A 21911-nucleotide genomic window follows, 5' to 3' on the forward strand; every position below is an offset into this window, starting at 1 on the left:
CTGAGCCTGGGAACGAGTTTGGCGAGGCTGAGCCTCTGGGATCTTGTTCCCTGGCTGAGCCTGGGAACGAGTTTGGCGAGGCTGAGCCTCTGGGATCTTGTTCCCTGGCTGAGCCTGGGAACGAGTTAGGCGAGGCTGAGCCTCTGGGATCTTGTTCCCTGGCTGAGCCTGGGAACGAGGGGGTGGGCTGCTGCCTCGTTTGATCGATGACTACTGACATATCAGCGGTAAGGGGGTCAAAATCTAGGCCGAAATCTTGAGCTAAGGCGCGAGTTAAGCCGAGACGACCGACCCCTGGATGACGAGCGATCGCAACTATCAAATCTCGCAGTTGTCGTCCTTGGGGACATTGCCCAAAAATATGCAACCCATCGCGAATTTGGGCTTCTTTTAGTTCGCAAAGATAGCCGTCAAGTTGGGTAATTGGTAATGGGTAATTGGTAATGGGTAATTGGTTTTCTTGGCGATTAGCGATTTGCAAGTCTATATGCAAGTTTTCTTTTTCTACTAGCTGGGCGATGCGGGAGCGGATTGCTGGGAGTCGGGAGGGGTCTAAACTTTGTGCTTCGTAATACTCGTCAATTAAACTTTCCAATTGTTGCAGCGGGCCGTATAATTCTGCCCTGGTCATCGGTGGCGTGAGGTGAGCGATAATAACCGCTTGGGCGCGACGTTTGGCAGATGAACCTTCACCGGGGTCGTTGACAATAAATGGGTAAAGATGGGGCAAGGCGCCGAGGGCGATTTCGGGATAACATTTATGCGATAGGGCGACACTTTTACCCGGTAGCCATTCTAAATTGCCGTGCTTGCCGATATGGGCGATCGCATGACATGCAAAATGTTGTCGCACCCAATAATAAAAAGCCAGATAATGATGGGGCGGTTCTAAATCCGGGGCGTGGTAGTTTAAACTGGGGTCGAGATCGTAGCCCCGACTCGGTTGAATTCCCACAAAAATATTGCCTAGTTGAATGCCGGGAATTGCTAATTGGTAATTGCTAATTGCTAATTGGTTTTCTTCTCTATTACCCTCGTTCCCTGGCAGAGCCTGGGAATCGTTACCCTTGTTCCCTGGCTCTGCCTGGGAATGGAATGACCCATTAGCAATTTCCCAGCGAGCGCATATTTCTTTCTGCACCTCAACTGGCAAGGTAGCAAAATACGCTTGATATTCCTCCAAAGATAATTGCTGCATTGCGGGGCGCAATTGTTGCCCTTCCGGGTCATTGGTCACCCCAGCGGTTAAACGTTGCATCAGTTCATCCCCCGTTGCGGGTATATTTTCTACCCAGTATCCAGCTTGTTGCAGCGCCTTGAGAATTTCTACACAACTTGCAGGGGTATCGAGTCCCACACCATTCGCTAGTCTGCCATCGCGACACGGATAATTTGCCAAAATTAGAGCAATTCGTCGCTTTTCCGGGGGAGTTTGCCGCAGTCGCACCCAGTTAGCGGCTAAATCTGCCACAAATTCTATCCGTTCTAAATGCGGTTGATAAATTACTACATCCGTCTCTAACTGGGAATTTTGGGTTTGCACCGCTTTAAAAGAAACCGCACGGGTGATTATTCGCCCATCCACCTCTGGTAGCGCGACGTTGATCGCCATATCGCGGGGAGAAAGTCCCTGAAACTGGGCTGACCACTGTTCTACAGTGCCGCCACTGAGGATAACTTGCAAAACGGGGACATCTAGATGGTGGATTGTCGCTCTTTCTCGGGACTTCCCCTGGGAATGCAAAACGGGGGGTTGGGGCACAGCATCCGTCAGCTTTGCCGCCAAATCCCAATTTTGCACCTGCTGTGCCCCGACCATGGGATTGCCCGTCGCATCAACCAAGGGTAGGGGCACAGCATCCGTCAGCTTTGCCGCCAAATCCGAGTTTTGCACCTCCTGTGCCCCTACAATGTTGTTTTGCACCCAATTGCCAATCGCTGTAAAATCTGAAACCGCAAAACTGGTGGTGTTGAGTATCAGTTGAACGGGTTCTGTTTCAGGCGGCTGGAAATATTGGGATAATTCGGCTTGTACATCGCGATCGCGCAACGAAGAGACAAATACCGGCACGGGTTCTAATTTTCGTGCCGCTAAAGCTTGACAAAGAGCATCAATTGGGCGTGTATTTCCCGCCAGGTAATGCGCCCGATAAAACAACAGTCCCACTTTAGGAAGTAGAGAACAGGAAGATGGGTCGATGTCATTCCCCGCGTCTCCCCGTCCCCGCGTCTCCCCGTCCTCTTGCCGATAAAGCCCCACGCGCGGCACTTCTTGGGGTGGGGGTGGGTTGTGGGATTGTCCCAGGCAGATATCGGCGACAAATTTGAGGGCGTTAACGCAATTTTCGCTGCCGCCTTCGGTGAAGTAGCGCCATACTTGGTTAACCTTTGATAGAGAAACCGTGGAACGATCGAGCAAATCGGGGTCGGGGCGGTCATCTCCGGGGAGTACAATCAGTGCGGCGCCGGTTTGCCGTACCGTCTCCTGTAGCACTTCCAATCCATAAGACCAGTAAGCGCGTCCCCCCAATAGCCGCAGAACGATCGCCCGTGCCGATGTCAGAACTTGTTCGGCATAGGTATCGATGGTTAGCTGTTGCTGCAACTGCAATAGATTGACCACCCGCAGTGCTGGAAAGTCATCGGGTAGCTGGTTGACAGCAGCCGCCAGGGTTTGAATATCGGTGTCGGCAGCAGTCAGAATGACTATAGGAGCAGGGGTTTGCTCGACAAAGATTACACCTTCAGTTTCAGGATTCCAACCCCCAGGGGTGGCGGCTATCCGATGCATAGTATGTTGTAGATATTACCTATACAAAGCATTAAGTCTTGTCCCACTTCTGGGTTCGGGATTGATAATTAATTAAATATGTTCCCTGAATGATTGCGCCAAAGGTTAGAAGCTTTGATCTGCCCAAGCATTCAGCTTTTGATAATAAACCCTTCAAATGCTAAGTTACCAAAGTTCAATTTTACGTCACACTTTGCCCCTTGCAAATTTTAATCGGCTGCGGCTGGCATTGGGGCAGATGGCTCAAAGAGTTGGGGAAGGTGCGCTGCTGTTGACCGAAGATGTGGTGCAGGGGATGTCCGTTCCTGCCACAATGTTGCCAGAACGTTTTACCGTCTTGGTGTCGCAGCGGTTTAGTGCCTTGCTGTTGGGGACAGCTTGCGAGTCACAACCGTTGGATTGCCCAAATCCTCAGCAGAAATGCTATCACGTGGGGTTGAGTTTTGCTCCGGAGGCGATCGCTGCCTTTGTTTCCCAACTCACCAGTCTGCTCAACAATAGTCACATTGCCGCAGAAACTTTAAAACAAGCCAATCATATCCTCCAACCCAACGACGCCAGCCTTCAGAGCGAGTTTACCCTCTCGTTGCTGGAAATTCTGGCGAGCGATACCAGCTTTGAGCCTACCCTAGAAACAGATTACCCCTATGTTTCTGTTTGTCAACCCGTCCACGATGCGCTGCGCCAACAAGTCGAACAAGAAGGCGTCCTGAATCAGGTAACAACCCAAATCCGCCAGACTCTGGAGTTACCCGCGATCCTGGAAACAGCACTTGAGCAGGTTCGCTCGTTTTTGCAGGCGGATCGATTAGTAATTTATCAATTTCAGCACTCAGAAGTCAAAAGTCAGAATCATGATGAATCAATGATTCCTTGCGAAGGTTGGGGTCGCGTTACCTACGAAGCCAGAGTCTCCGATGCTATAGTTTCTGCGCTAGATACTGGTGAGGATAAGCGCTGCTTTGTTGATGTGCCGAACCGTCGGGAGAAATATCGCCAAGGCTTCACCCTGGCGGTGGAAGATGTGGAAAGTACTTACGTCTTCTCCGAGTGCATGTTGGAGTTCATGGGACGAATTCAGGTACGAGCCAAGTTGGTTGTGCCGATTGTGGTTCAAGATCAATTGTGGGGGTTACTGATTGCCCATCAATGTTTTGAGCCGCGTCAATGGCAGGAGAGCGAAAAAACCTTTCTGCGGCATATTGCGGAACACTTAGCGATTGCAATTCACCAAGCCGAACTTTATGCCCAGGTGCAACAACAAAAACAAACCCTAGAACAACGGGTGATCGAACGCACCTCCGAACTGCAAGACGCCTTGCTAGCCGCCCAATCTGCCAATCGCGCCAAGAGCGAATTTCTGGCAACGATGAGTCACGAATTGCGGACGCCCCTCACCTGCATTATCGGGCTATCTTCCACCCTGTTGCGCTGGTCTTTTGGTCAACTCACCCAGCGACAGCGGGATTACCTACAAACTATCCACGATAACGGCGAACACCTGCTAGGACTGATCAATGATATCCTCGATTTGTCTCAGGTGGAAGCGGGTAAAACTGTCTTAAATATCACCGAGTTTTCCCTTTCTCAACTGGCAACTCAAACCGTGCAAACCCTGCGGGAAAAAGCCATCGAACATGGCGTCTATTTGGCGATAAATTTACGCATTCCTGCCAACAAAGACCGCTTTAGAGCAGACCCCAAGCGCCTGAAACAAATTCTGTTGAATTTGTTGAGCAATGGCATTAAATTCACCCCCGATGGCAAAGTCATCCTGCGGGTTTGGTTAGAAGGAAATACCGCTGTCTTTCAAGTAGAAGACACCGGCATCGGCATTCCCGAACATCAGCGACATTTACTGTTTCAGAAATTCCAACAGTTAGATACTTCATACAATCGCGAATACGAAGGCGTTGGTTTGGGTTTGGCTTTAACAAAACAACTGATAGAACTCCATGGAGGCAGAATTGAAGTTGAATCTACTGTTGGCGTTGGCTCGATTTTTACAGTTTGGCTACCTTGCCAACCGATAACATATATTGGGAAAGATGCCGCAGCACCCGCAGCAGATATTCTTCCAGGTCGCGTTGCTTTAATTGGCGATCGTGAAGAAAGTGCAACGTTGATTTGCGATATCCTTACAGCAGCAGACTATCAGATAGTGTGGTTAATTGAAGGGTCTGCTGCTGTTAAGCAAATTGATATTTTACAACCACAGATCGTCATAGTGGACGTGCAACTATCTGGAATGAGTGGTTATGAAGTCATGCGGTTATTGCGTCGATCAAAGGTCACACGGGGGAGCAAAATTTTGGCGCTAATTCCTCAAGAAACGTCAGAAAATCTGTCAAATATCCTCGCTGAGGGAGCCGATGATTATTTGACTAAACCCGTTATTCCCGAACAGTTATTAGATGCGATCGCTGCCTTGATGGTTGCTGATATTCCAGCTGCTTGCGCGATTAAATGATGGGTGGATTGCTAATTGCTAATTGCTAATTGCTAATTGGTAATTCTCCTGATGCCTAAAAAGGGGCGGGTTTATTTTAACGATCTGTTGCAGTTTAATGGTTATTGGTAAAACCCGCCCCTACAAAACTCACCTGCTTATGTTACCAGAAACTTTATCGCTCCGTGGAGGTCTAATTGTTTCCTGTCAGGCGCCTGCTGACTCGCCGCTACACGATCCCGCGATCGTTGCTGCCATGGCGCAAGCGGCTGTGAACCAAGGCGCATTAGGGGTGCGAATTGATACTCCCTATCATGTCAGCGCGGTGCGGCAAAAAGTTAAATTGCCGATAATCGGACTGTGGAAACAGCAAATACCAGGTTATGAAGTTTACATTACACCACGGTATGAAGACGCAGAAGCGATCGCCTCTGGGGGTGCGGATATCATCGCCATCGACGCGACGCTGCGACAACGCCCGAATGGGGAAACAGTCGCGGGGTTAATTAAGCGAATTCACGATGAATTGGGCAAATTGGTGATGGCGGATGTGGATACAATAGAGAATGCGATCGCTGCTGCCCAAGCGGGTGCTGATATTGTAGGAACAACTCTCTACGGTTACACCAACGAAACCAAACATTTGTCTCCCCCCGGTTTTGAATTGCTGACTCAAATGGTACAAAAATTAGATATTCCGGTAATTTGCGAAGGCGGTATTTCTTCTCCAAAAATGGCAGGAGAAGCGCTTAATTTAGGTGCTTATGCAGTTGTAGTTGGTACGGCTATTACCGGGATTGATTATTTGGTAAAAGCTTATGTAGAGGGGATTGGTAATTGCTAATTGCTAATTGCTAATTGCTAATTGGTAATGGGGATAGTAGGGGCGGGTTTTACCAAACATTCTGTTCGTTAAATCCGCCCCAACCGATAGTTAATATAATATCATGTCCGGTAAATTACCCATAATTAGGAGTAGGGAATAAGTATAGATATCTCGGACAAACAGATAACGTTAATAATGTTCCCTAGATTAAGAAACCCGGTTTTTTGAAAAAACCGGGTTTCTGATTTAAACAGGACTTACGCAAAGAAACCGGGTTTCTGTCTACAAAGAAACCCGGTTTCTTTTCTCGTCGCTAAAGCTGACGCTTCAAAACGATTATATTAGACCCAACGATGGGAGAGCGAGCTATCAGTCTGCCTTCAGTGTCGGAAATTTCGACTTTGCTAAAGTCTAATTCCCGCGCGCGACTCCACATATCGGCGGCTAATTTATCCTGTTTGGCGACATCGAAGTTATACCAATCGTCGCTAATTTTAACCGTTAGCTGTCCGGCTTGAAAATTAGCTTGAACAGATTGAATTAACCCCTCGGCAGATTCTTTGGTAATTTCAGCGATTTTATTTTGAATTTCGGCGAGCAATTTTTGCTCTGGGGTTAAAACTGGGGGAGGCGGCGGAACAGTTTCTACAGGTTTAGATGGTTTGGGTGCGGTTAATTCGGGTGGGGTTTCAACCGCAGGTGGAATGGTTATTTCCGCAGATACTTTGGTTTCCCCTGCTGGGGTAACTGCCGGAGATACTTTGGTTTCCTCTGCTGAGGTAGCTTTCGGAGATGGTTTAATTTCTGGTAGTGGGGTAACTTTCGGAGTTACTTTGATTTCCGGTGCTGGGTTTGAAATTGCGGGGGGAATTTTAGCGACTGCTGGGGGTGAGGAGGAGGAATTTAACCAGAAAAAGAGGAGCAAGATGGCAGCGATCGCGCCCGACAAAATATCATTATTGGGCAGTTTTTGCTTCACCGACTCCGGCAACAGGGTGCGAAGTTTGGCAATAGCGGCTTTCCACCACTGCCACAGGGTGATAATAACAGTGCCTGCGATCGCCAACGCATTCGACAGTGGAGAAACTGGTTTTGTCGGTGGCGCAGGTTTAGTTGTGGCTGGCGGTACTGCTGTTGCTCGATCCCCTGGAATAGATGCAGGCATTTCTGGGGTAAGCTTCGCCGCCGTTGGCAGGGTATCCGCCGGAGGCTGAATTTGCGCTTGAGGTTGTCCTTCCAGTTGATTCACCGCTCCTTGTAACACCCAAATTGTGCCGCGCAAAGTTTTAACCGTGCCTTCTTTTAGCACAGGTTGGACGGTTTTCCAGGTTTCTCCCAGGGTTTGAACCACTGTTTGAGCCGCTTTCCCCGACTGCGACACGGGTGCTTTGGGTGTCGGTGTGGTGGGTGGTATCTGTTGTTCTGTTTCTGGCTGTTGAGGCTGATCTTGTGTCATAAAATCTCCCTTAACTAAATTTGGGCGTTTGGGTTAGCTCTAAGTTCTGCGCTCTCGCCTTAGGTGAGCGCCCGGATACATCGACTCGCCCAAGCTAATTTTATCCGGTCAATCCCGGTAAAATTAGCAATTTTCACAATTCAATTACTATAAATTGTGTATAATACTAAGAACACAAGGGGGTGACAACCACTGCTAAGAAAAGCTGTAAAACTACGTCTCTATCCCACGAATGAGCAAAAACAAATACTTGCAGAACATTTTGGTTGTGTTCGGTGGTGGTGGAACTATGGGTTGAATAAATGTATTGAAACCTATAAGGCAACTGGCCAAGGCTTATCTCAGTCTGGTCTAAACTCCTTATTGCCTGCCCTTAAAAAAGATAAAAAGACTGAATGGCTAGGGGAATGTTATTCACAGGTATTGCAGTCTGTGAGTCTAAATTTATCCCGTGCCTATCAAAACTTTTTTGAAGGTCGGGCTCAATATCCCAGATTCAAATCTAGGTTTGGTCGTCAGTCAATCCAGTATCCGCAGCATGTAAAGCAGGTAAATGAATGCTTGAAATTTCCTGGTAAGTTGGGGGCGGTAAAAGCCAAAATTCACCGGACACTTGATGGAACAATTAAAACAGTGACGGTGAGTAAAAACCAGTCAGGAAAATATTTTGCGTCTGTATTAATGGAGTACGATGGGGAAAAACCATCAGTATCTACCGATGGGAAAGCGATCGGGATTGACTTAGGTGTGAAAGATTTTGTTGTCACTTATGACGGCAAAAAAACATCAAAATATACTAATCCTAAACATCTAGCAAAACGAGAAAAAAATCTAAAAAGAAAACAGAAAAAATTATCGAGAAAACAGAAAGGGAGTAATCGCAGAAAAAAAGCTAGAAAAATAGTAGCTAGGGTATATGAAAGAATCAGCAATGTCCGCCAAGACTACCTACACAAATTGTCTCGCAAGATTGTAGACAATAATCAAGTTGTGGTAGTTGAAAACCTCAACGTCAAGGGCATGGTATGCGCTTCGCGCACGCTGCGCGAACGTAACCGTAAACTAGCTGATGCAATATCTGATGCAAGCTGGGGAATATTTGTAAATTTCTTGTCATACAAATGCGAGAAAGCAGGCAAGATGCTATTAGAAATAAATCGTTGGTTTCCCAGTTCTAAACTCTGCTCTGAGTGCCATTATCAAATACCTGAGTTACCGCTTGCTCTACGCACATGGACTTGTCCTAGTTGTGGAACGCATCACGATAGAGATGGCAATGCCGCGAAAAACATCAGAGCAGAGGGCATCAGAATGCTACAGTCCTCTGGAACGGGGGACTCTGCCAGTGGAGGCGATGTAAGACCAAGCCGAGGGCGTAAGCCCAAGGTAAGGCAATCGCCTGTGAAGCTGGAAGCTCGCGCCTGACCCTGTGGCTAGGCGTAGGGTAGTTCACTTTATCATTCTGTTATTCTGGCTTTTGAACAACTGACAAAGCTTTACGTGAGGATACATATGCGCCTCAATCGTCGTCAATTCTTAATTTTGAGTAGCATTGGGGTTACAAGTTTAGCTTTTTTAGCCAAGTTACTTGGGAATCAAAGCGCCCAAAGTACCTATGTTCAGCCAAGTAAGGATATTCAGCCAAGTTTAACCCCTACCCCTGCCCCAAACCCGCTGCTGTTGCGCTTTATCTCCGTCGCAGATACCGGCACCGGCGCCCAAGGACAGTATGCCGTCGCCCAAGCGATGACGCAATATCACCGCCAAAACCCTTTTAATTTGGCAATTTTAGCCGGAGATAACATTTACACCAACGGCGAATTTGAGAAAATTGGTGCGGTTTTTGAGCGTCCTTATCAAAAATTATTGCAGCAAGGGTTAAAATTTCACGCTTGTTTGGGCAACCACGATATTCGCAGCGACAACGGCGACAAGCAAGTCAGCTATCCGGGTTTTAATATGCAGGGGCGTTACTATACATTTCGCCGCGACTCGGTGCAATTTTTTGCCTTAGATACCAATTTCAATGCAGATTGGAAAAATCAGTTAGTTTGGTTAGAACAACAACTCAGTCGCAGCGATGCCCCTTGGAAAATTGTCTTTGGTCATCATCAGATTTATTCATCCGGCGTTTATGGCGTCAATCAACCTTTTATCGAAACCTTAGTACCGCTGTTTAAAAAATACGGCGTCCAACTTTATATTAACGGACACGACCACAATTACGAACGCACTCGTTCTATTAACGGCACGACTTATTTAATTTGCGGCGGCGGTGCGGGACTTCGACCTGTCGGACGTTCGGAATGGACGGAACATTCTGCCAGTCAGCTAAGTTTTGCCGCCTTTGAAGTGTATGCAGATCGTATAGTTGTGAGTGGAATTGGGACGGATAACCGCGTGTTCGACCGGGGAATTATTCATGTTTAAGAAACCCGGTTTCTTTAATAATACCTTCGCCCATGTTTTGAAACGCCCCCAGGCTAAAGCCTGGGGCTACACAAACAAAGCCCACCTACGTGGGCTGAAATTCTAAAAGCCCGCGCATGCGGGCTTTGTTTGTATAGCGACACCCTTAAGGGTGTCGGATTTTTGGGTTGCTAAATACTTACTGGCTCAACGTTGCTATTAACCAACGACCAATCGATCCATCATCTTCAGTTTCCGATCTTTTCAGTGCTTCTTCAACCAAAGCCATTTCTAATCCCGGCAAAACTTGAGATACTCGAATTGGCACGCATTCTGTAGCAGACAACAACCAGGCAATAACTGTACCCGCGTTAACATTCACAACCCAATATTCTTTCACTCCCATCCTTTGGTAGAGTTTTTGTTTGCGCGTCGTATCATCTTCTAAAGACGAAGCAGCTACCTCAACAACTAGGGTGGGGGGTTCTAATTCATCAATATCGACTGGCGCATTATTCCGTGGCGGGAATCTTAAATTTTCTCCAATATAAAAGGCAATATCTGGCTGTGCTTCTCTCATTCTTGCTTTCCTAAAACTGGTATTTGTCAGTTCTTTGATCGGAATATTATTGAGAGCAGCAAACAAGATGATAACTGTCGAAACAATAGAATTATCTTGACCGTGTGCAGAACCAAGTGGAGACATTTCAACCCTCATGTAACCTTCATCGTAGTAAAACCTCCCGCTTGCCAAAGTTGGATCGTCTGCAAATGTGAGAAAATCTTCCCAGCATACCTCAAGCCAGGTATCGGTTGGAACTGTTTCTAATACTGGCGGGGGATTAACCATGCCTTTATACCAAAGAGTATCTTTGCTATTTAGCATAGCTTATGGCGTTTTCTGCTGCTATTGTGTCATAATTTGATTAATTATTCTTTGATATAAATATGACTCAAGGTGGTAGAGCAAATAAAGCTGGCAATGTCTTAGAAAAAACTGTAGAAGGAGCTTTGCAGGGACATGGCTATGTCCCAGTAGGTGACAAGTTACGGAAAAAGCAGAAACTAGCATACCTTTTAAACTCGACTAACATACCAAGGCGGTATGCAAGAGAGGTGCATATCGGCCCAGGAATTTATGGTACAAATATCTATGTAGACTTTTATATTATTGGTTCTCCGGCAATTCCTGCCGGTATAATAATTGAGTGTAAATGGCAACAAGTCGGTGGTTCGGTTGACGAAAAACTTCCTTACGTCAATTTGAATATCCAAAATTGCTATCCTGCACCCGCTATTGTTTTGCTCGACGGTGGCGGGATGAAACCAGGAGCAATTACTTGGTTAAAGCAACAAGTCGCAGCTAATCAAAATCTGTTAGCAGTCCATACATTGTCTAGTTTTATTATTTGGGCTAACAACAATCTTTAATATGACGTGACCAGTAACTCGGCAATTTTACCTCGTTTCTTTGCATTAGAGTTAATCGCCCTTGCTGCTGATATATTGTGAATTTTAAACTCGCTGTACAAGTCGCGAATCAACTCACAATCCGAATTAGATAACATTACTTTTACCCCACGAATGGCAAGTTCAGCAAATACATCTCTTAGCCTAATTTGGTCATTTTTACTAAAAGAATAGCGACTATATCCCGTAAAATTACTGGTGTTACTTATAGGATAGTAAGGCGGATCGAAGTAGACCAGATCGTTGCTTTTAGCATAATTCACTACCTCGGCAAAACCCCTGACCTCAATTTGGGCTGACTGAAGTGCTGAACTTGCCGAATAAAGTAAATCGGGATGGCAAATTTTAGGATTTTTGTATTGACCTATGGGAACGTTAAATTTACCTTTGGAGTTCTCTCGATATAGACCATTAAAGCAAGTCTTATTCAGATAAATTAGACGCGCGGCTCTTTCTATATCTGTATTATAAGAATGCTGGCGAACCTGATAATAGTAATCTTTATTATGTTTATGCTGATGTTCTGCCAAAAGTGCAATCAGAGGCTCAACTTTATCCCTGACGCAGCGATAAACGTTAATCAATTCTGGGTTAATATCCGTCAAAACAGCAGATTTTGGCAGGAGATGAAAAAATATAGCCCCACCTCCTAAAAATGGCTCGTAGTAATTATTAAATTTTTGGGTAAAATAGGGAAGGTATTGCTGAATCAGCTTAGTTTTACCACCAGCCCATTTCAGAAAGGGACGGGGAGAAATATCTGGTTGAATATCGATTGGCATAGCTCTAAAAATCAAAGCGCTTTCTCATAAATTATGCCTCAAACTAGAGTTAGCGGTTAATTAGATTTTGAGCTAAAATAGCAATAAAGGGAATTATGTAAGGCCGTGAAAAAACGAGTAACGCTGACCTTTCCCAAACGCGCCGTCCAAATGCCAGTGACTTACCGACTGGCAAAGGATTTTAACGTGGCGGCTAATATTATCCGCGCTCAGGTGGCGCCAAATCAAATCGGCAAGTTGGTGGTAGAATTATCCGGGGATATCGATGCGCTGGATGCGGCGATTGAGTGGATGCGATCGCAAGACATCAATGTCTCGTTCGCTAGTCGCGAAATCGTCATCGACGAAAATATCTGCGTCGATTGCGGACTCTGCACTGGTGTCTGTCCCACCGAAGCCCTTAACTTAGATAAGGAGACGTTTAAGCTGACGTTTACGCGCTCGCGCTGCATTGTCTGCGAACAGTGTATCCCGACTTGTCCCGTGCAAGCGATTTCGACTAATTTTTAGGTTTGGTAATGGGTAATTGGTGATTTTTATTACCTATTATATCATGTCCAATAGCAACGGTTGTGTAACTGCTAATAGCTAATCGCTAATGGTTGCTCTCTGGCAATTGACAATTAGCAATTAGCAATTAGCAATTAGCAATTAGCAATTAGCCATCCATACACTACCGATCTCTCGCGGACATGATATTACCTATTACCTATTACCTATTACCCAATTAGACTATTCGCGCACAAAATACCCGAAGCGGCGACGGCGGGGACGCCTATTCCGGGCATCGTGCTATCGCCCGTGCGGTACAATCCGGGGATGGGAGTATAGATGCTGGGAAATGTACCTTTACCCGCAGCAATAGCTGGACCATAAGTGCCTTTGTATCTGCGGAGATAGTAGGCGTGGGTGAGGGGTGTACCGATTAGTTCAAGGACGATGCGTTGGCGCAGATCGGGGATAATTTTTTCTAGGGCAAGGTAGAGGGGATGCGATCGCTCTTTTTTCCTATCTTCATAACTATCATCCCGTCGCCATCCATCAAAAGGTTCCAAAGTATAAGCATGAACTACATGATGTCCCGGTGGCGCTAAATTGCTATCCCACACCGAAGGAATCGAAATCATGCAAGTATTCCCAGGTTCGGTAATATCCCGATTAGAATCGTGAACGACAACGTGATGTCCTGTCAAATGTTCTAACCCTTGACTCCGGATACCTAAATGCAAATGCATGAAGCTATCCACGGCGGGAGTTAAGAGCGACTGCTGACGATAAGAAGAAGGTAAATCTTCCGGACGCAACAACTTATTATAAGTATCCCAGATCGTCGCATTGGAAATAACGATGGGTGCTTTAATAACTTCCCCATTCTGCAATCGCACTCCCGCTACTTTCCCCGATTCCAATAATATTTGCTCGACATGGGCATTCAAACGTAATTTTCCGCCCCAGCGTTGCAAACCTCGCACCAAAGCATCTACAATTGCCCCACTTCCGCCGATGGGATAATCGACGCCGATGTTGGTACGTTCGCCTAACATAAAAGCGACTTCAGCGGCGATAGTTCCTTGTGCTTTTAAACCGGATAGCAGAAAACATTCTAAATCGATTAACCGCCGCACCCAAGGATCTTTTACCTCTTTATCCATCACCTCGCCAACGGAACCTTGAATTACTCCCACGTGGGGCAATAACTTTAATAAAGATGGCAAATATCTGCCCAATAAAATAGGTATCATCTGCCAATCTGCGCGTAAAGCAATAGTAGGAATACCCTTCATCGCATCGTACAAAGGCAACAGGCGATTTTCAAACCGTTCTAATTCTATAGCGCCTTGGGGCGCAATCTTTGCCACAGCATCTCGATATCGCCGCCCATTGCTATAAACCGGAAACGTCCCTTCAGGAAAATGATAGTGTCCCAAAGGGTCATAACTAACCGTTTCGATAGATTCACCCAAAACATCAAGAACCTGTCGCACCGGATTGAGGCTGCGCGGGTCGCTGAGGCCGCAGTAGAACGAGGGGCCAGAATCAAAGGTAAAGCCGCGCCGCGCGAAACTGTGAGCCGCCCCGCCCGCAATGGCGTGACTTTCTGTGACCAATACCTGCTTGCCATAACGGGCGAGTCGGGCGGCGGCGGTTAGACCGCCGATGCCGCTACCGATGACAATGACATCTAAGTTCATATTTAGTTTGCTTGCTTTTTACTAATTCTTTATTTTTTACAATCCAAGTTCAAGAAACCCGGTTTTTTAGATAATACCTGAGCCAATGTTCTGAAACGCCAAGATCCCCCAGGTTAAAACCTGGGGCTACACAAACAAAGCCTGCCAGAGCAGGCTGAAATCAAATGCAGGCTGCCTTGGCAGCCAAAGAAAGTGTAGCCGCACCCTTAAGGGTGTCGGCTTTGGCGAAGGTATGGTTAGAAAAACCCGGTTTCTGGGGTTCAAGAAACCCGGTTTTTTAGAAAAACCGGGTTTCTGGGTGGGGCGAACGCGCGTCCCAAACAGGTTCGCTGCAAGCAGTTTTCGTAAAAATATTTATTTGATTTTTGAAGATGCCGTGAAAACACGGTGAAGATTTGGTGAAAGTCAAATATAGTTGGCACCAAAATGGTAGATTTTGAAACACCTTGATAAATTAGCTCGAATTGAAGGTTCGGTTTCCATGAAAATATTTAAATAAAGTGAATTAATTGATCGCTCCCAGTGCATGAGGCTGAAAGAATAGTTCTAAAAAGCCCTCTTCCAGCATTTAGAAAACAGTCATGACAAAGTGATGCCTGTTTTCGATTCACATCACCTATCACCAAAGTTTCTGGCTGCGCTCTCTAGTTTTTCGGAGAAACCGGCGTTCCTAGAAACCGGGTTTCTGGCTGCGATCTCTAGTTCCAAACCAACGATTTTTCGGAGAAACTTTGGTGATAGGCGTGAGTTTTCGGCAACAGAAATAGCACAGACTCGCTGAGGCGAATCCGATGAGCACCTGTGGGCACGAGAGCGAGTCTTTTCACTGTGCGCTTTGTTCTTTTTGTAGCAATCAATTTGGTAAGGAGAAATTATGAAAATACTCAATGCTTGCAAAGTCGGTATGGCGCTAACTGCCGCAGCATTCTTGGGACTAGCTACCTCCCAAAGAGCCGATGCTATCAGTTTTTCTCTCACCGACCTGGGTACCCTGGGGGGTAACAATATCTATGCCAGAGACATCAACGAGTTAGGCCAGGTGGTTGGTTCCTCAAACACCGCTAATGGGGGAAATCGCGCCTTCTTGTGGGACAACAGCAGCGGCATGATTAACCTGGATCCACCGAGGAATTACTATGGCTATGACGATAGGTCTGGCTCTACTTATGCCACAGCGATCAACGACTTAGGTCAAGTGGTTGGTAACAGAGTGAACAACTATGGGGAAAAACCCTTCTTCTGGGACAAGAGCAGCGGCATGATTGAGCTGTCTCCACCGAGAGCTCTATATGGCTATGCCTTTGCCACAGCCATCAACAATTTAGGTCAGATGCTTGGTAACTCATACACCTACTTTTCTGGCTATGGGCAAAATCGCGCCTTCGTGTGGGAAAAGGGCAGCGACATGATTAATCTGGGTACACTGGGGAGTGGCTATTATGGCTTTAGCTATACTTACGGCAAAGCCATCAACGACTTAGGTCAGGTGGTTGGTTACTCATCCACTACTGATGGGCAAGATCGCGCCTTCTTGTGGGAAAAGAACAGCGGCATGATTAACCTGGGTACTCTGGGGGGTAACTATAGCATTGCCACTGCCATCAACAACTATGGTCAGGTGATTGGTTCCTCAAACACCGCTAATGGGCAATATCGCGCCTTCGTGTGGGAAAAGAGCAGCGGCATGAGTGACCTGGGTACTCTGGGGGGTGGCTATAGCATTGCCACTGCCATCAACAACTATGGTCAGGTGATTGGTGGCTCAACCACCGCTGATGGGCAAAGTCGCCCCTTCTTCTGGGACAAGAGCAGCGGCATGGTTAACCTGGGTACACTGGGGGGTAACTCTAGCTCTGCCAGAGCGATCAACAACTATGGTCAGGTGATTGGTTCCTCAAACACTGCTGATGGGCAATTTCGCCCCTTCTTCTGGGAAAAGAGCAGCGGCATCAGTGACCTCAACGACTTGGTTTCCGCTCCTGGCTGGATACTGGAAGGTGTAGTAGACATCAACAATGCGGGGCAGATTGTGGGCAATGGCTCTTACAATGGTCAAACTCGTGCTTTCCTCTTAACGCCCAATAGTTCCAAATCTGTTCCCGAACCTTCTTCTGCACTGGTATTCTTGGCGTTGGGTGCTGTGGGAGCTGGTTCTTTGGCGAAACGCCAGCGGCAGCAACAGGATGCTTCTAGCCGCAATTGACCGATAGTGGAATTTTTTGACAATTCCAACCTTTAAAAGCCTTGTCGTTACGCACATCTGGTCAACTGTCGGTCAGCCACACAACCGGGCTTTGAATACATGATGCTGTTGGCAAACTGGGATTGGTGGTGCTGTCCACACCCGCTAGGGGTGTGCAGATCTCTAGTTCCAAACCAACGAGTTTTCGGAGAAACCCGGTTGCTTTGCGATTGTCCCGAATTTGTGAAAAATCAAGCAAAAGATGTGAGTTTTCGGCAACAGAAATAGCACAGACTCACTCTCGGCGAATCCGATGCTCACCTGTGGGGACGAGAGCGAGTCTTTTCACTGTGCGCTTTGTTCTTTTTGTAGCAATCAATTTGGTAAGGAGAAATTATGAAAATACTCAATGCTTGCAAAGTCGGTATGGCACTAACTGCCGCTGCGTTCTTGGGACTAGCTACCTCCCAACCTGCCAATGCTATTACTTTTTCTCTCACCGACCTGGGTACGCTGGGGGGTAACTATATTTATCCCACAGACATCAACGAGTATGGTCAGGTGATTGGTGAATCATACATCGCTGATCAGCAATATCGTGCCTTGTTCTGGGAAAAGAGCAGCGGCATCAGTGACCTGGGTACTCTGGGGGGTAACTATAGCAATGCCTCTGCCATCAACGAGTATGGTCAGGTGATTGGTCGATCAACCACCGCTGATGGGCAATATCGCGCCTTCTTGTGGGAAAAGAGCAGCGGCATGAGTGACCTGGGTACGCTGGGGGGTAACTCTAGCTATGCCTCTGCCATCAACGACTATGGTCAGGTGGTTGGTACTTCATCCACCGCTGATGGACAATATCGCGCCTTCTTGTGGGAAAAGAGCAGCGGCATGAGTGACCTGGGTACTCTGGGGGGTAAAAATAGCGCTGCCAATGGCATCAACGAGTATGGTCAGGTGATTGGTGGCTCAGACACCGCAGATGGGCAATATCGTGCCTTCTTGTGGGAAAAGAGCAGCGGCATGATTAACCTGGGTACTCTGGGGGGTTACTCTAGCTATGCCCAAGCCATCAACAACTATGGTCAGGTGATTGGTGGCTCATACACCGCTGATGGGCTTGGGCATCGCGGCTTCTTCTGGGAAAAGAGCAGCGGCATGGTTAACCTGGGTACACTGGGGGGTAACGATAGCTATGCCACAGCCATCAACAACTATGGTCAGGTGATTGGTTACTCAAACACCGCTGATGGGCAAAGTCGCCCCTTCTTCTGGGAGAAGAGCAGCGGCATGATTAACCTGGGTACTCTGGAGGGTAACGATAGCTATGCCATAGCCATCAACAACTATGGTCAGGTGATTGGTCAATCATCCACCGCAGATGGGCTTCCTCGCGCCTTCTTGTGGGAAAAGAGCAGCGGCATGAGTGACCTCAACGACTTGGTTTGGGCTCCTGACTGGATACTATACGACGTATTAGACATCAACAATGCGGGGCAGATTGTGGGTTATGGCTCTTACAATGGTCAAGCCCGTGGCTTCCTCTTAACACCCAATACTTCCAAATCTGTTCCCGAACCTTCTTCTGCACTGGCATTCTTGGCATTGGGTGCTGTGGGTGCTGGTGCGGCGTTTCGCCAGCGACAGCAACAGGAGGCTTCTAGCCGCAATTGACCGATAGTGGAATTTTTTGACAATTCCAACCTTTCAAAGCCTTGTCGTTACGCACATCTGGTCAACTGTCGGTCAGCCACACAACCCGCCAGGGAATAAATGATGCTGTTGGCTTTCTCGATCGGTGGTGTCGCCTACACCCGCTTTGTTAAAAATCAACAAAAAGATGTGAGTTTTCGGCAACAGAAATAGCACAGACTCGCTCTCGGCGAATCCGATGAGCACCTGTGGGCACGAGAGCGAGTCTTTTCACTGTGCGCTTTGTTCTTTTTGTAGCAATCAATTTGGTAAGGAGAAATTATGAAAATACTCAATGCTTGCAAAGTTGGTATGGCACTAACTGCCGCTGCATTCTTGGGAATCACCACCGCCCAAAGAGCCGATGCTATCAGTTTTTCTCTCACCGACCTGGGTACGCTGGGGGGTAACTATATTTATCCCGCAGACATCAACGAGTATGGTCAGGTGGTTGGTTCCTCAAACACCGCTGAAGGGGGAAATCGCGCCTTCTTGTGGGACAACAGCAGCGGCATGATTAACCTGGGTACGCTGGGGGGTAACTCTAGCTATGCCAGAGCCATCAACAACTATGGTCAGGTGATTGGTGGCTCAAGCACCGCTGATGGGCAAGCTCGCGCTTTCTTCTGGGACAAGAGCAGCGGCATGAGTGACCTGGGTACTCTGGGGGGTAGCTTTAGCATTGCCTTTGCCATCAACGATTATGGTCAGGTGGTTGGTTTCTCAAACACTGTAGATGGGCAAAATGGCGGCTTCTTCTGGGAAAAGAGCAGCGGCATGATTGACCTGGGTACACTGGGGGGTAACTCTAGCTATCCCTATGCCATCAACGAGTATGGTCAGGTGGTTGGTTCCTCATCCACCGCTGATGGGCAAGGTCGCGCCTTCTTGTGGGAAAAGAGCAGCGGCATGGTTAACCTGGGTACACTGGGGGGTAACTCTAGCGGTGCCACAGCCATCAACAACTATGGTCAGGTGGTTGGTTCCTCATCCACCGCTGATGGGCAAGGTCGCGCCTTCTTGTGGGAAAAGAGCAGCGGCATGGTTAACCTGGGTACACTGGGGGGTAACTCTAGCTATCCCTATGCCATCAACAAGTATGGTCAGGTGATTGGTAGCTCAGCCACCGCTGATGAGCAAAGTCGCGCCTTCTTCTGGGAAAAGAGCAGCGGCATGATTGACCTGGGTACACTGGGGGGTAACTTTAGCTATGTCAGAGCCATCAACGACTATGGTCAGGTGGTTGGTTTCTCATACACCGCAGATGGGCAATCTCGCCCCTTCTTCTGGGAAAAGAGCAGCGGCATCAGTGACCTCAACAATTTAGTTTCCGCTCCTGACTGGATACTATACGAGGCATCAGACATCAACAATGCGGGGCAGATTGTGGGCCGTGGCGTTTACAATGGTCAAACCCGTGCCTTCCTCTTAACGCCCAATACTTCCAAATCTGTTCCCGAACCTTCTTCTGCACTGGCATTCTTGGCGTTGGGTGCTGTGGGTGCTGGTGCGGCGTTTCGCCAGCGGCAGCAACAGGATGCTTCTAGCCGCAATTGACCGATAGTGTAAGTTTTTGACAATTCCAACCTTTCAAAGCCTTGTCGTTATGCACATCTGGTCAACTGTCGGTCAGCCACACAACCCGCCAGGGAATACATGATGCTGTTGGCAAACTGGGATTGGTGGTGCTGTCCACACCCGCCTGGGGTTTAAACCTCCGGGCTAATAGCGTAAGTCCGTTAAAACGGACTAATCTTCTCTATCAGTCCACGCTGGCGTGGACTTCTGCTACTCGCCTGGGAACTTGAGTTGCCAGCGGGTGTCGGCGACACGAGGGATCGATTTACCAACAGCATGATTGATGATGCTGTTGGCAAACTGGGATCGGTGGTGCTGTCCACACCCAGGAAAATGATAGTGTCCCAAAGGGTCATAAGTAACCGTTGGCCAAGATTCTCCCAGAACATCGAGAACCTGCCGCACCGGATATGGGCTGCGCGGGTCGCTGAGGCCGCAGTAGAACGAAGGGCCAGAATCAAAGGTAAAGCCGCGCCGCGCGAAGCTGTGAGCCGCGCCGCCCGCAATGGCGTGACTTTCTGTGACCAATACCTGCTTACCGTAACGAGCGAGTAGGGCGGCGGCGGTTAGACCGCCGATGCCGCTACCGATGACGATCGCATCTAAGTTGATATTTAGTTTGCTTGCTTTTTACTAATTCTTTATTTTTTACAATCCAAGTTCAAGAAACCCGGTTTTTTCGACAAACCGGGTTTCTGGGTGGGGCGAACGCGCGTCCCAAACAGGTTCGCTGCCAGCAGTTTTCGTAAAAATACTTATTTGATTTTTGAAGATGCCGTGAAAACACGGTGAAGATATGGTGAAAGTCAAATATAGTTGGCACCAAAATGGTAGATTTACTGAAACACATTGATAAATTAGCTCTCATTGAAGGTTCTGTTTAGATGAAAATAGTTAAATCAAGTGAATTAATTGATCGCTCCCAGTGCATGAGGCTGAAAGAATAGTTCTAAAAAGCCCTCTTTCAGCATTTAGAAAACAGTCATGACAAAGTGATGCCTGTTTTCGATTCACCTCACCTATCACCAAAGTTTCTGCGTAGATATCTAGTTTTTCGGAGAAACCGGCGTTCCTATCACCAAAGTTTCTGGCTGCGATCTCTAGTTCCAAACCAACGAGTTTTCGGAGAAACTTTGGTGTTGGCGATTGTCCCGAGTTTGTGAAAAATCAAGCAAAAGATGTGAGTTTTCGGCAACAGAAATAGCACAGACTCACTCTCGGCGAATCCGATGAGCACCTGTGGGCACGAGAGCGAGTCTTTTCACTGTGCGCTTTGTTCTTTTTGTAGCAATCAATTTGGTAAGGATACATTATGAAAATACTCAATGCTTGTAAAGTCGGTATTGCACTAACTGCCGCTGCATTCTTGGGACTAGCTACCGCCCAAAGAGCCGATGCTATCAGTTTTTCTCTCACCGACCTGGGTACTCTGGGGGGTAACTATAGCTATCCCGGATCTATCAACGAGTATGGTCAGGTAGTTGGCCACTCAACCACCGCTGATGGGTCAGAGCGTGCTTTCTTTTGGGACAACAGCAGCGGCATGACTAACCTGGGTATAATCCCCCCCAGTGGCTATAACTATTGCTATGACTATTATGAGTATGGTTATCGTTATGTCCCTTGCCCTAGCTCTACCTCTAGTTATGCCGTAGCAATTAACGACTTGGGTCAGGTAATTGGTACTTCTACAACCATATACTCTGGGAACTACTATAGGCCGCCGTACAACTATACAGAACACTATGAGCAAAATGTCTTCTTGTGGGACAAAAACAGCGGCATGATTAACCTGGGTACTCTGGGGGGTAAAAATCAGGCCACAGCCATCAACAACTATGGTCAGGTAATTGGTTACTCAGTCATTGCTGATGGGCAAACTCGCGCTTTCTTCTGGGAAAAGAGCAGCGGCATGATTAACCTGGGTACTCTGGGGGGTGACTATAGTTCTGCCAATGCCATCAACGACTATGGTCAGGTGATTGGTTCCTCAGTCATTGCTGATGGGCAAACTCGCGCTTTCTTGTGGGAAAAGAGCAGCGGCATGAGTGACCTGGGTACTCTGGGGGGTAACAGTAGTTATG

Annotated in this window: 15 protein-coding genes and 2 pseudogenes; 10 read left to right on the top strand and 7 right to left on the bottom strand. The window is 47.5% G+C overall.

Features of this window, described 5'->3' with window-relative positions; genetic code table 11:
• Positions 1-2791: cobaltochelatase subunit CobN (locus MiSe_RS38095; protein ID WP_226590417.1), on the bottom strand; the 2791-nt coding region annotated here is incomplete at its 3' end.
• Between the two features lie 193 nt (positions 2792-2984).
• On the opposite strand from MiSe_RS38095, the gene MiSe_RS38100 reads away from it, so the two are divergent.
• Complete coding sequence (locus tag MiSe_RS38100; RefSeq protein WP_307731621.1) at positions 2985-5261, top strand: hybrid sensor histidine kinase/response regulator; 2277 nt, start codon at positions 2985-2987, stop codon at positions 5259-5261.
• Positions 5262-5400: 139 nt separating this feature from the next.
• Positions 5401-6084, top strand: coding sequence for an N-acetylmannosamine-6-phosphate 2-epimerase (locus tag MiSe_RS38105; protein WP_226590451.1), 684 nt, complete (start codon positions 5401-5403; stop codon positions 6082-6084).
• Positions 6085-6379: 295 nt separating this feature from the next.
• Here MiSe_RS38105 and MiSe_RS38110 read toward each other — a convergent pair whose 3' ends face one another.
• The gene (locus MiSe_RS38110) at positions 6380-7522 is read right to left on the bottom strand and encodes a hypothetical protein (RefSeq protein ID WP_226590422.1); all 1143 of its coding nucleotides are present in this window, start codon (positions 7520-7522) and stop codon (positions 6380-6382) included.
• 192 nt (positions 7523-7714) lie between these two features.
• On the opposite strand from MiSe_RS38110, the gene MiSe_RS38115 reads away from it, so the two are divergent.
• Together MiSe_RS38115 and MiSe_RS38120 are read left to right on the top strand one after the other, a co-directional pair.
• Positions 7715-8947 (top strand): RNA-guided endonuclease InsQ/TnpB family protein, encoded by a 1233-nt coding sequence (locus tag MiSe_RS38115; protein WP_226590454.1) that lies wholly within the window; start codon positions 7715-7717, stop codon positions 8945-8947.
• Positions 8948-9034: 87 nt separating this feature from the next.
• Positions 9035-9952: a metallophosphoesterase gene (locus tag MiSe_RS38120; RefSeq protein WP_226590425.1), complete on the top strand. Its 918-nt coding sequence runs from the start codon at positions 9035-9037 to the stop codon at positions 9950-9952.
• 178 nt (positions 9953-10130) lie between these two features.
• Here the strand turns inward: MiSe_RS38120 and MiSe_RS38125 are convergent, their stop codons facing one another.
• Positions 10131-10781: a Uma2 family endonuclease gene (locus tag MiSe_RS38125; RefSeq protein ID WP_444980610.1), complete on the bottom strand. Its 651-nt coding sequence runs from the start codon at positions 10779-10781 to the stop codon at positions 10131-10133.
• 98 nt (positions 10782-10879) lie between these two features.
• Between MiSe_RS38125 and MiSe_RS38130 the strand changes: the two genes are divergently transcribed.
• The gene (locus tag MiSe_RS38130; RefSeq protein ID WP_226590430.1) at positions 10880-11362 is read left to right on the top strand and encodes a PD-(D/E)XK nuclease superfamily protein; all 483 of its coding nucleotides are present in this window, start codon (positions 10880-10882) and stop codon (positions 11360-11362) included.
• Here the strand turns inward: MiSe_RS38130 and MiSe_RS38135 are convergent.
• Positions 11359-12183: a DNA adenine methylase gene (locus MiSe_RS38135; protein WP_226590433.1), complete on the bottom strand. Its 825-nt coding sequence runs from the start codon at positions 12181-12183 to the stop codon at positions 11359-11361. The genes MiSe_RS38130 and MiSe_RS38135 overlap by 4 nt on opposite strands.
• A 105-nt stretch (positions 12184-12288) precedes the next feature.
• On the opposite strand from MiSe_RS38135, the gene MiSe_RS38140 reads away from it, so the two are divergent.
• A complete protein-coding gene (locus tag MiSe_RS38140) occupies positions 12289-12693 on the top strand; it encodes an NIL domain-containing protein (RefSeq protein ID WP_226590435.1) in 405 nt (134 codons plus the stop codon).
• Positions 12694-12902: 209 nt separating this feature from the next.
• On the opposite strand, the gene MiSe_RS38145 is transcribed toward MiSe_RS38140, so the two are convergent.
• Positions 12903-14375: a phytoene desaturase family protein gene (locus MiSe_RS38145; protein ID WP_226590437.1), complete on the bottom strand. Its 1473-nt coding sequence runs from the start codon at positions 14373-14375 to the stop codon at positions 12903-12905.
• An 874-nt stretch (positions 14376-15249) separates the two neighbouring features.
• On the opposite strand from MiSe_RS38145, the gene MiSe_RS38150 reads away from it, so the two are divergent.
• The 3 genes from MiSe_RS38150 (at position 15250) to MiSe_RS38160 (ending at position 19806) form a co-directional block, all read left to right on the top strand.
• Positions 15250-16578 carry a DUF3466 family protein gene (locus tag MiSe_RS38150; protein ID WP_226590439.1) on the top strand — a complete coding sequence of 443 codons (1329 nt, stop codon included), beginning with the start codon at positions 15250-15252 and terminating at the stop codon, positions 16576-16578.
• Positions 16579-16953: 375 nt separating this feature from the next.
• Positions 16954-18231, top strand: coding sequence for a PEP-CTERM sorting domain-containing protein (locus tag MiSe_RS38155; protein ID WP_226590441.1), 1278 nt, complete (start codon positions 16954-16956; stop codon positions 18229-18231).
• A gap of 300 nt (positions 18232-18531) precedes the next feature.
• On the top strand, positions 18532-19806 hold the full coding sequence (locus MiSe_RS38160) for a PEP-CTERM sorting domain-containing protein (protein ID WP_226590443.1): 1275 nt from the start codon (positions 18532-18534) through the stop codon (positions 19804-19806).
• Positions 19807-19988: 182 nt separating this feature from the next.
• Here MiSe_RS38160 and MiSe_RS38165 read toward each other — a convergent pair whose 3' ends face one another.
• A complete protein-coding gene (locus MiSe_RS38165) occupies positions 19989-20183 on the bottom strand; it encodes a hypothetical protein (protein WP_226590446.1) in 195 nt (64 codons plus the stop codon).
• A pseudogene (locus MiSe_RS38170) lies at positions 20155-20439 on the bottom strand (phytoene desaturase family protein); the annotation flags it as partial. The pseudogene MiSe_RS38170 and the gene MiSe_RS38165, both read right to left, overlap by 29 nt.
• Positions 20440-21139: 700 nt before the next feature.
• Between MiSe_RS38170 and MiSe_RS38175 the strand changes: the two are divergent.
• A pseudogene (locus MiSe_RS38175) lies at positions 21140-21911 on the top strand (hypothetical protein); the annotation flags it as partial.

Source organism: Microseira wollei NIES-4236 (assembly GCF_020521235.1).
GTDB lineage: Bacteria > Cyanobacteriota > Cyanobacteriia > Cyanobacteriales > Aerosakkonemataceae > Microseira > Microseira wollei.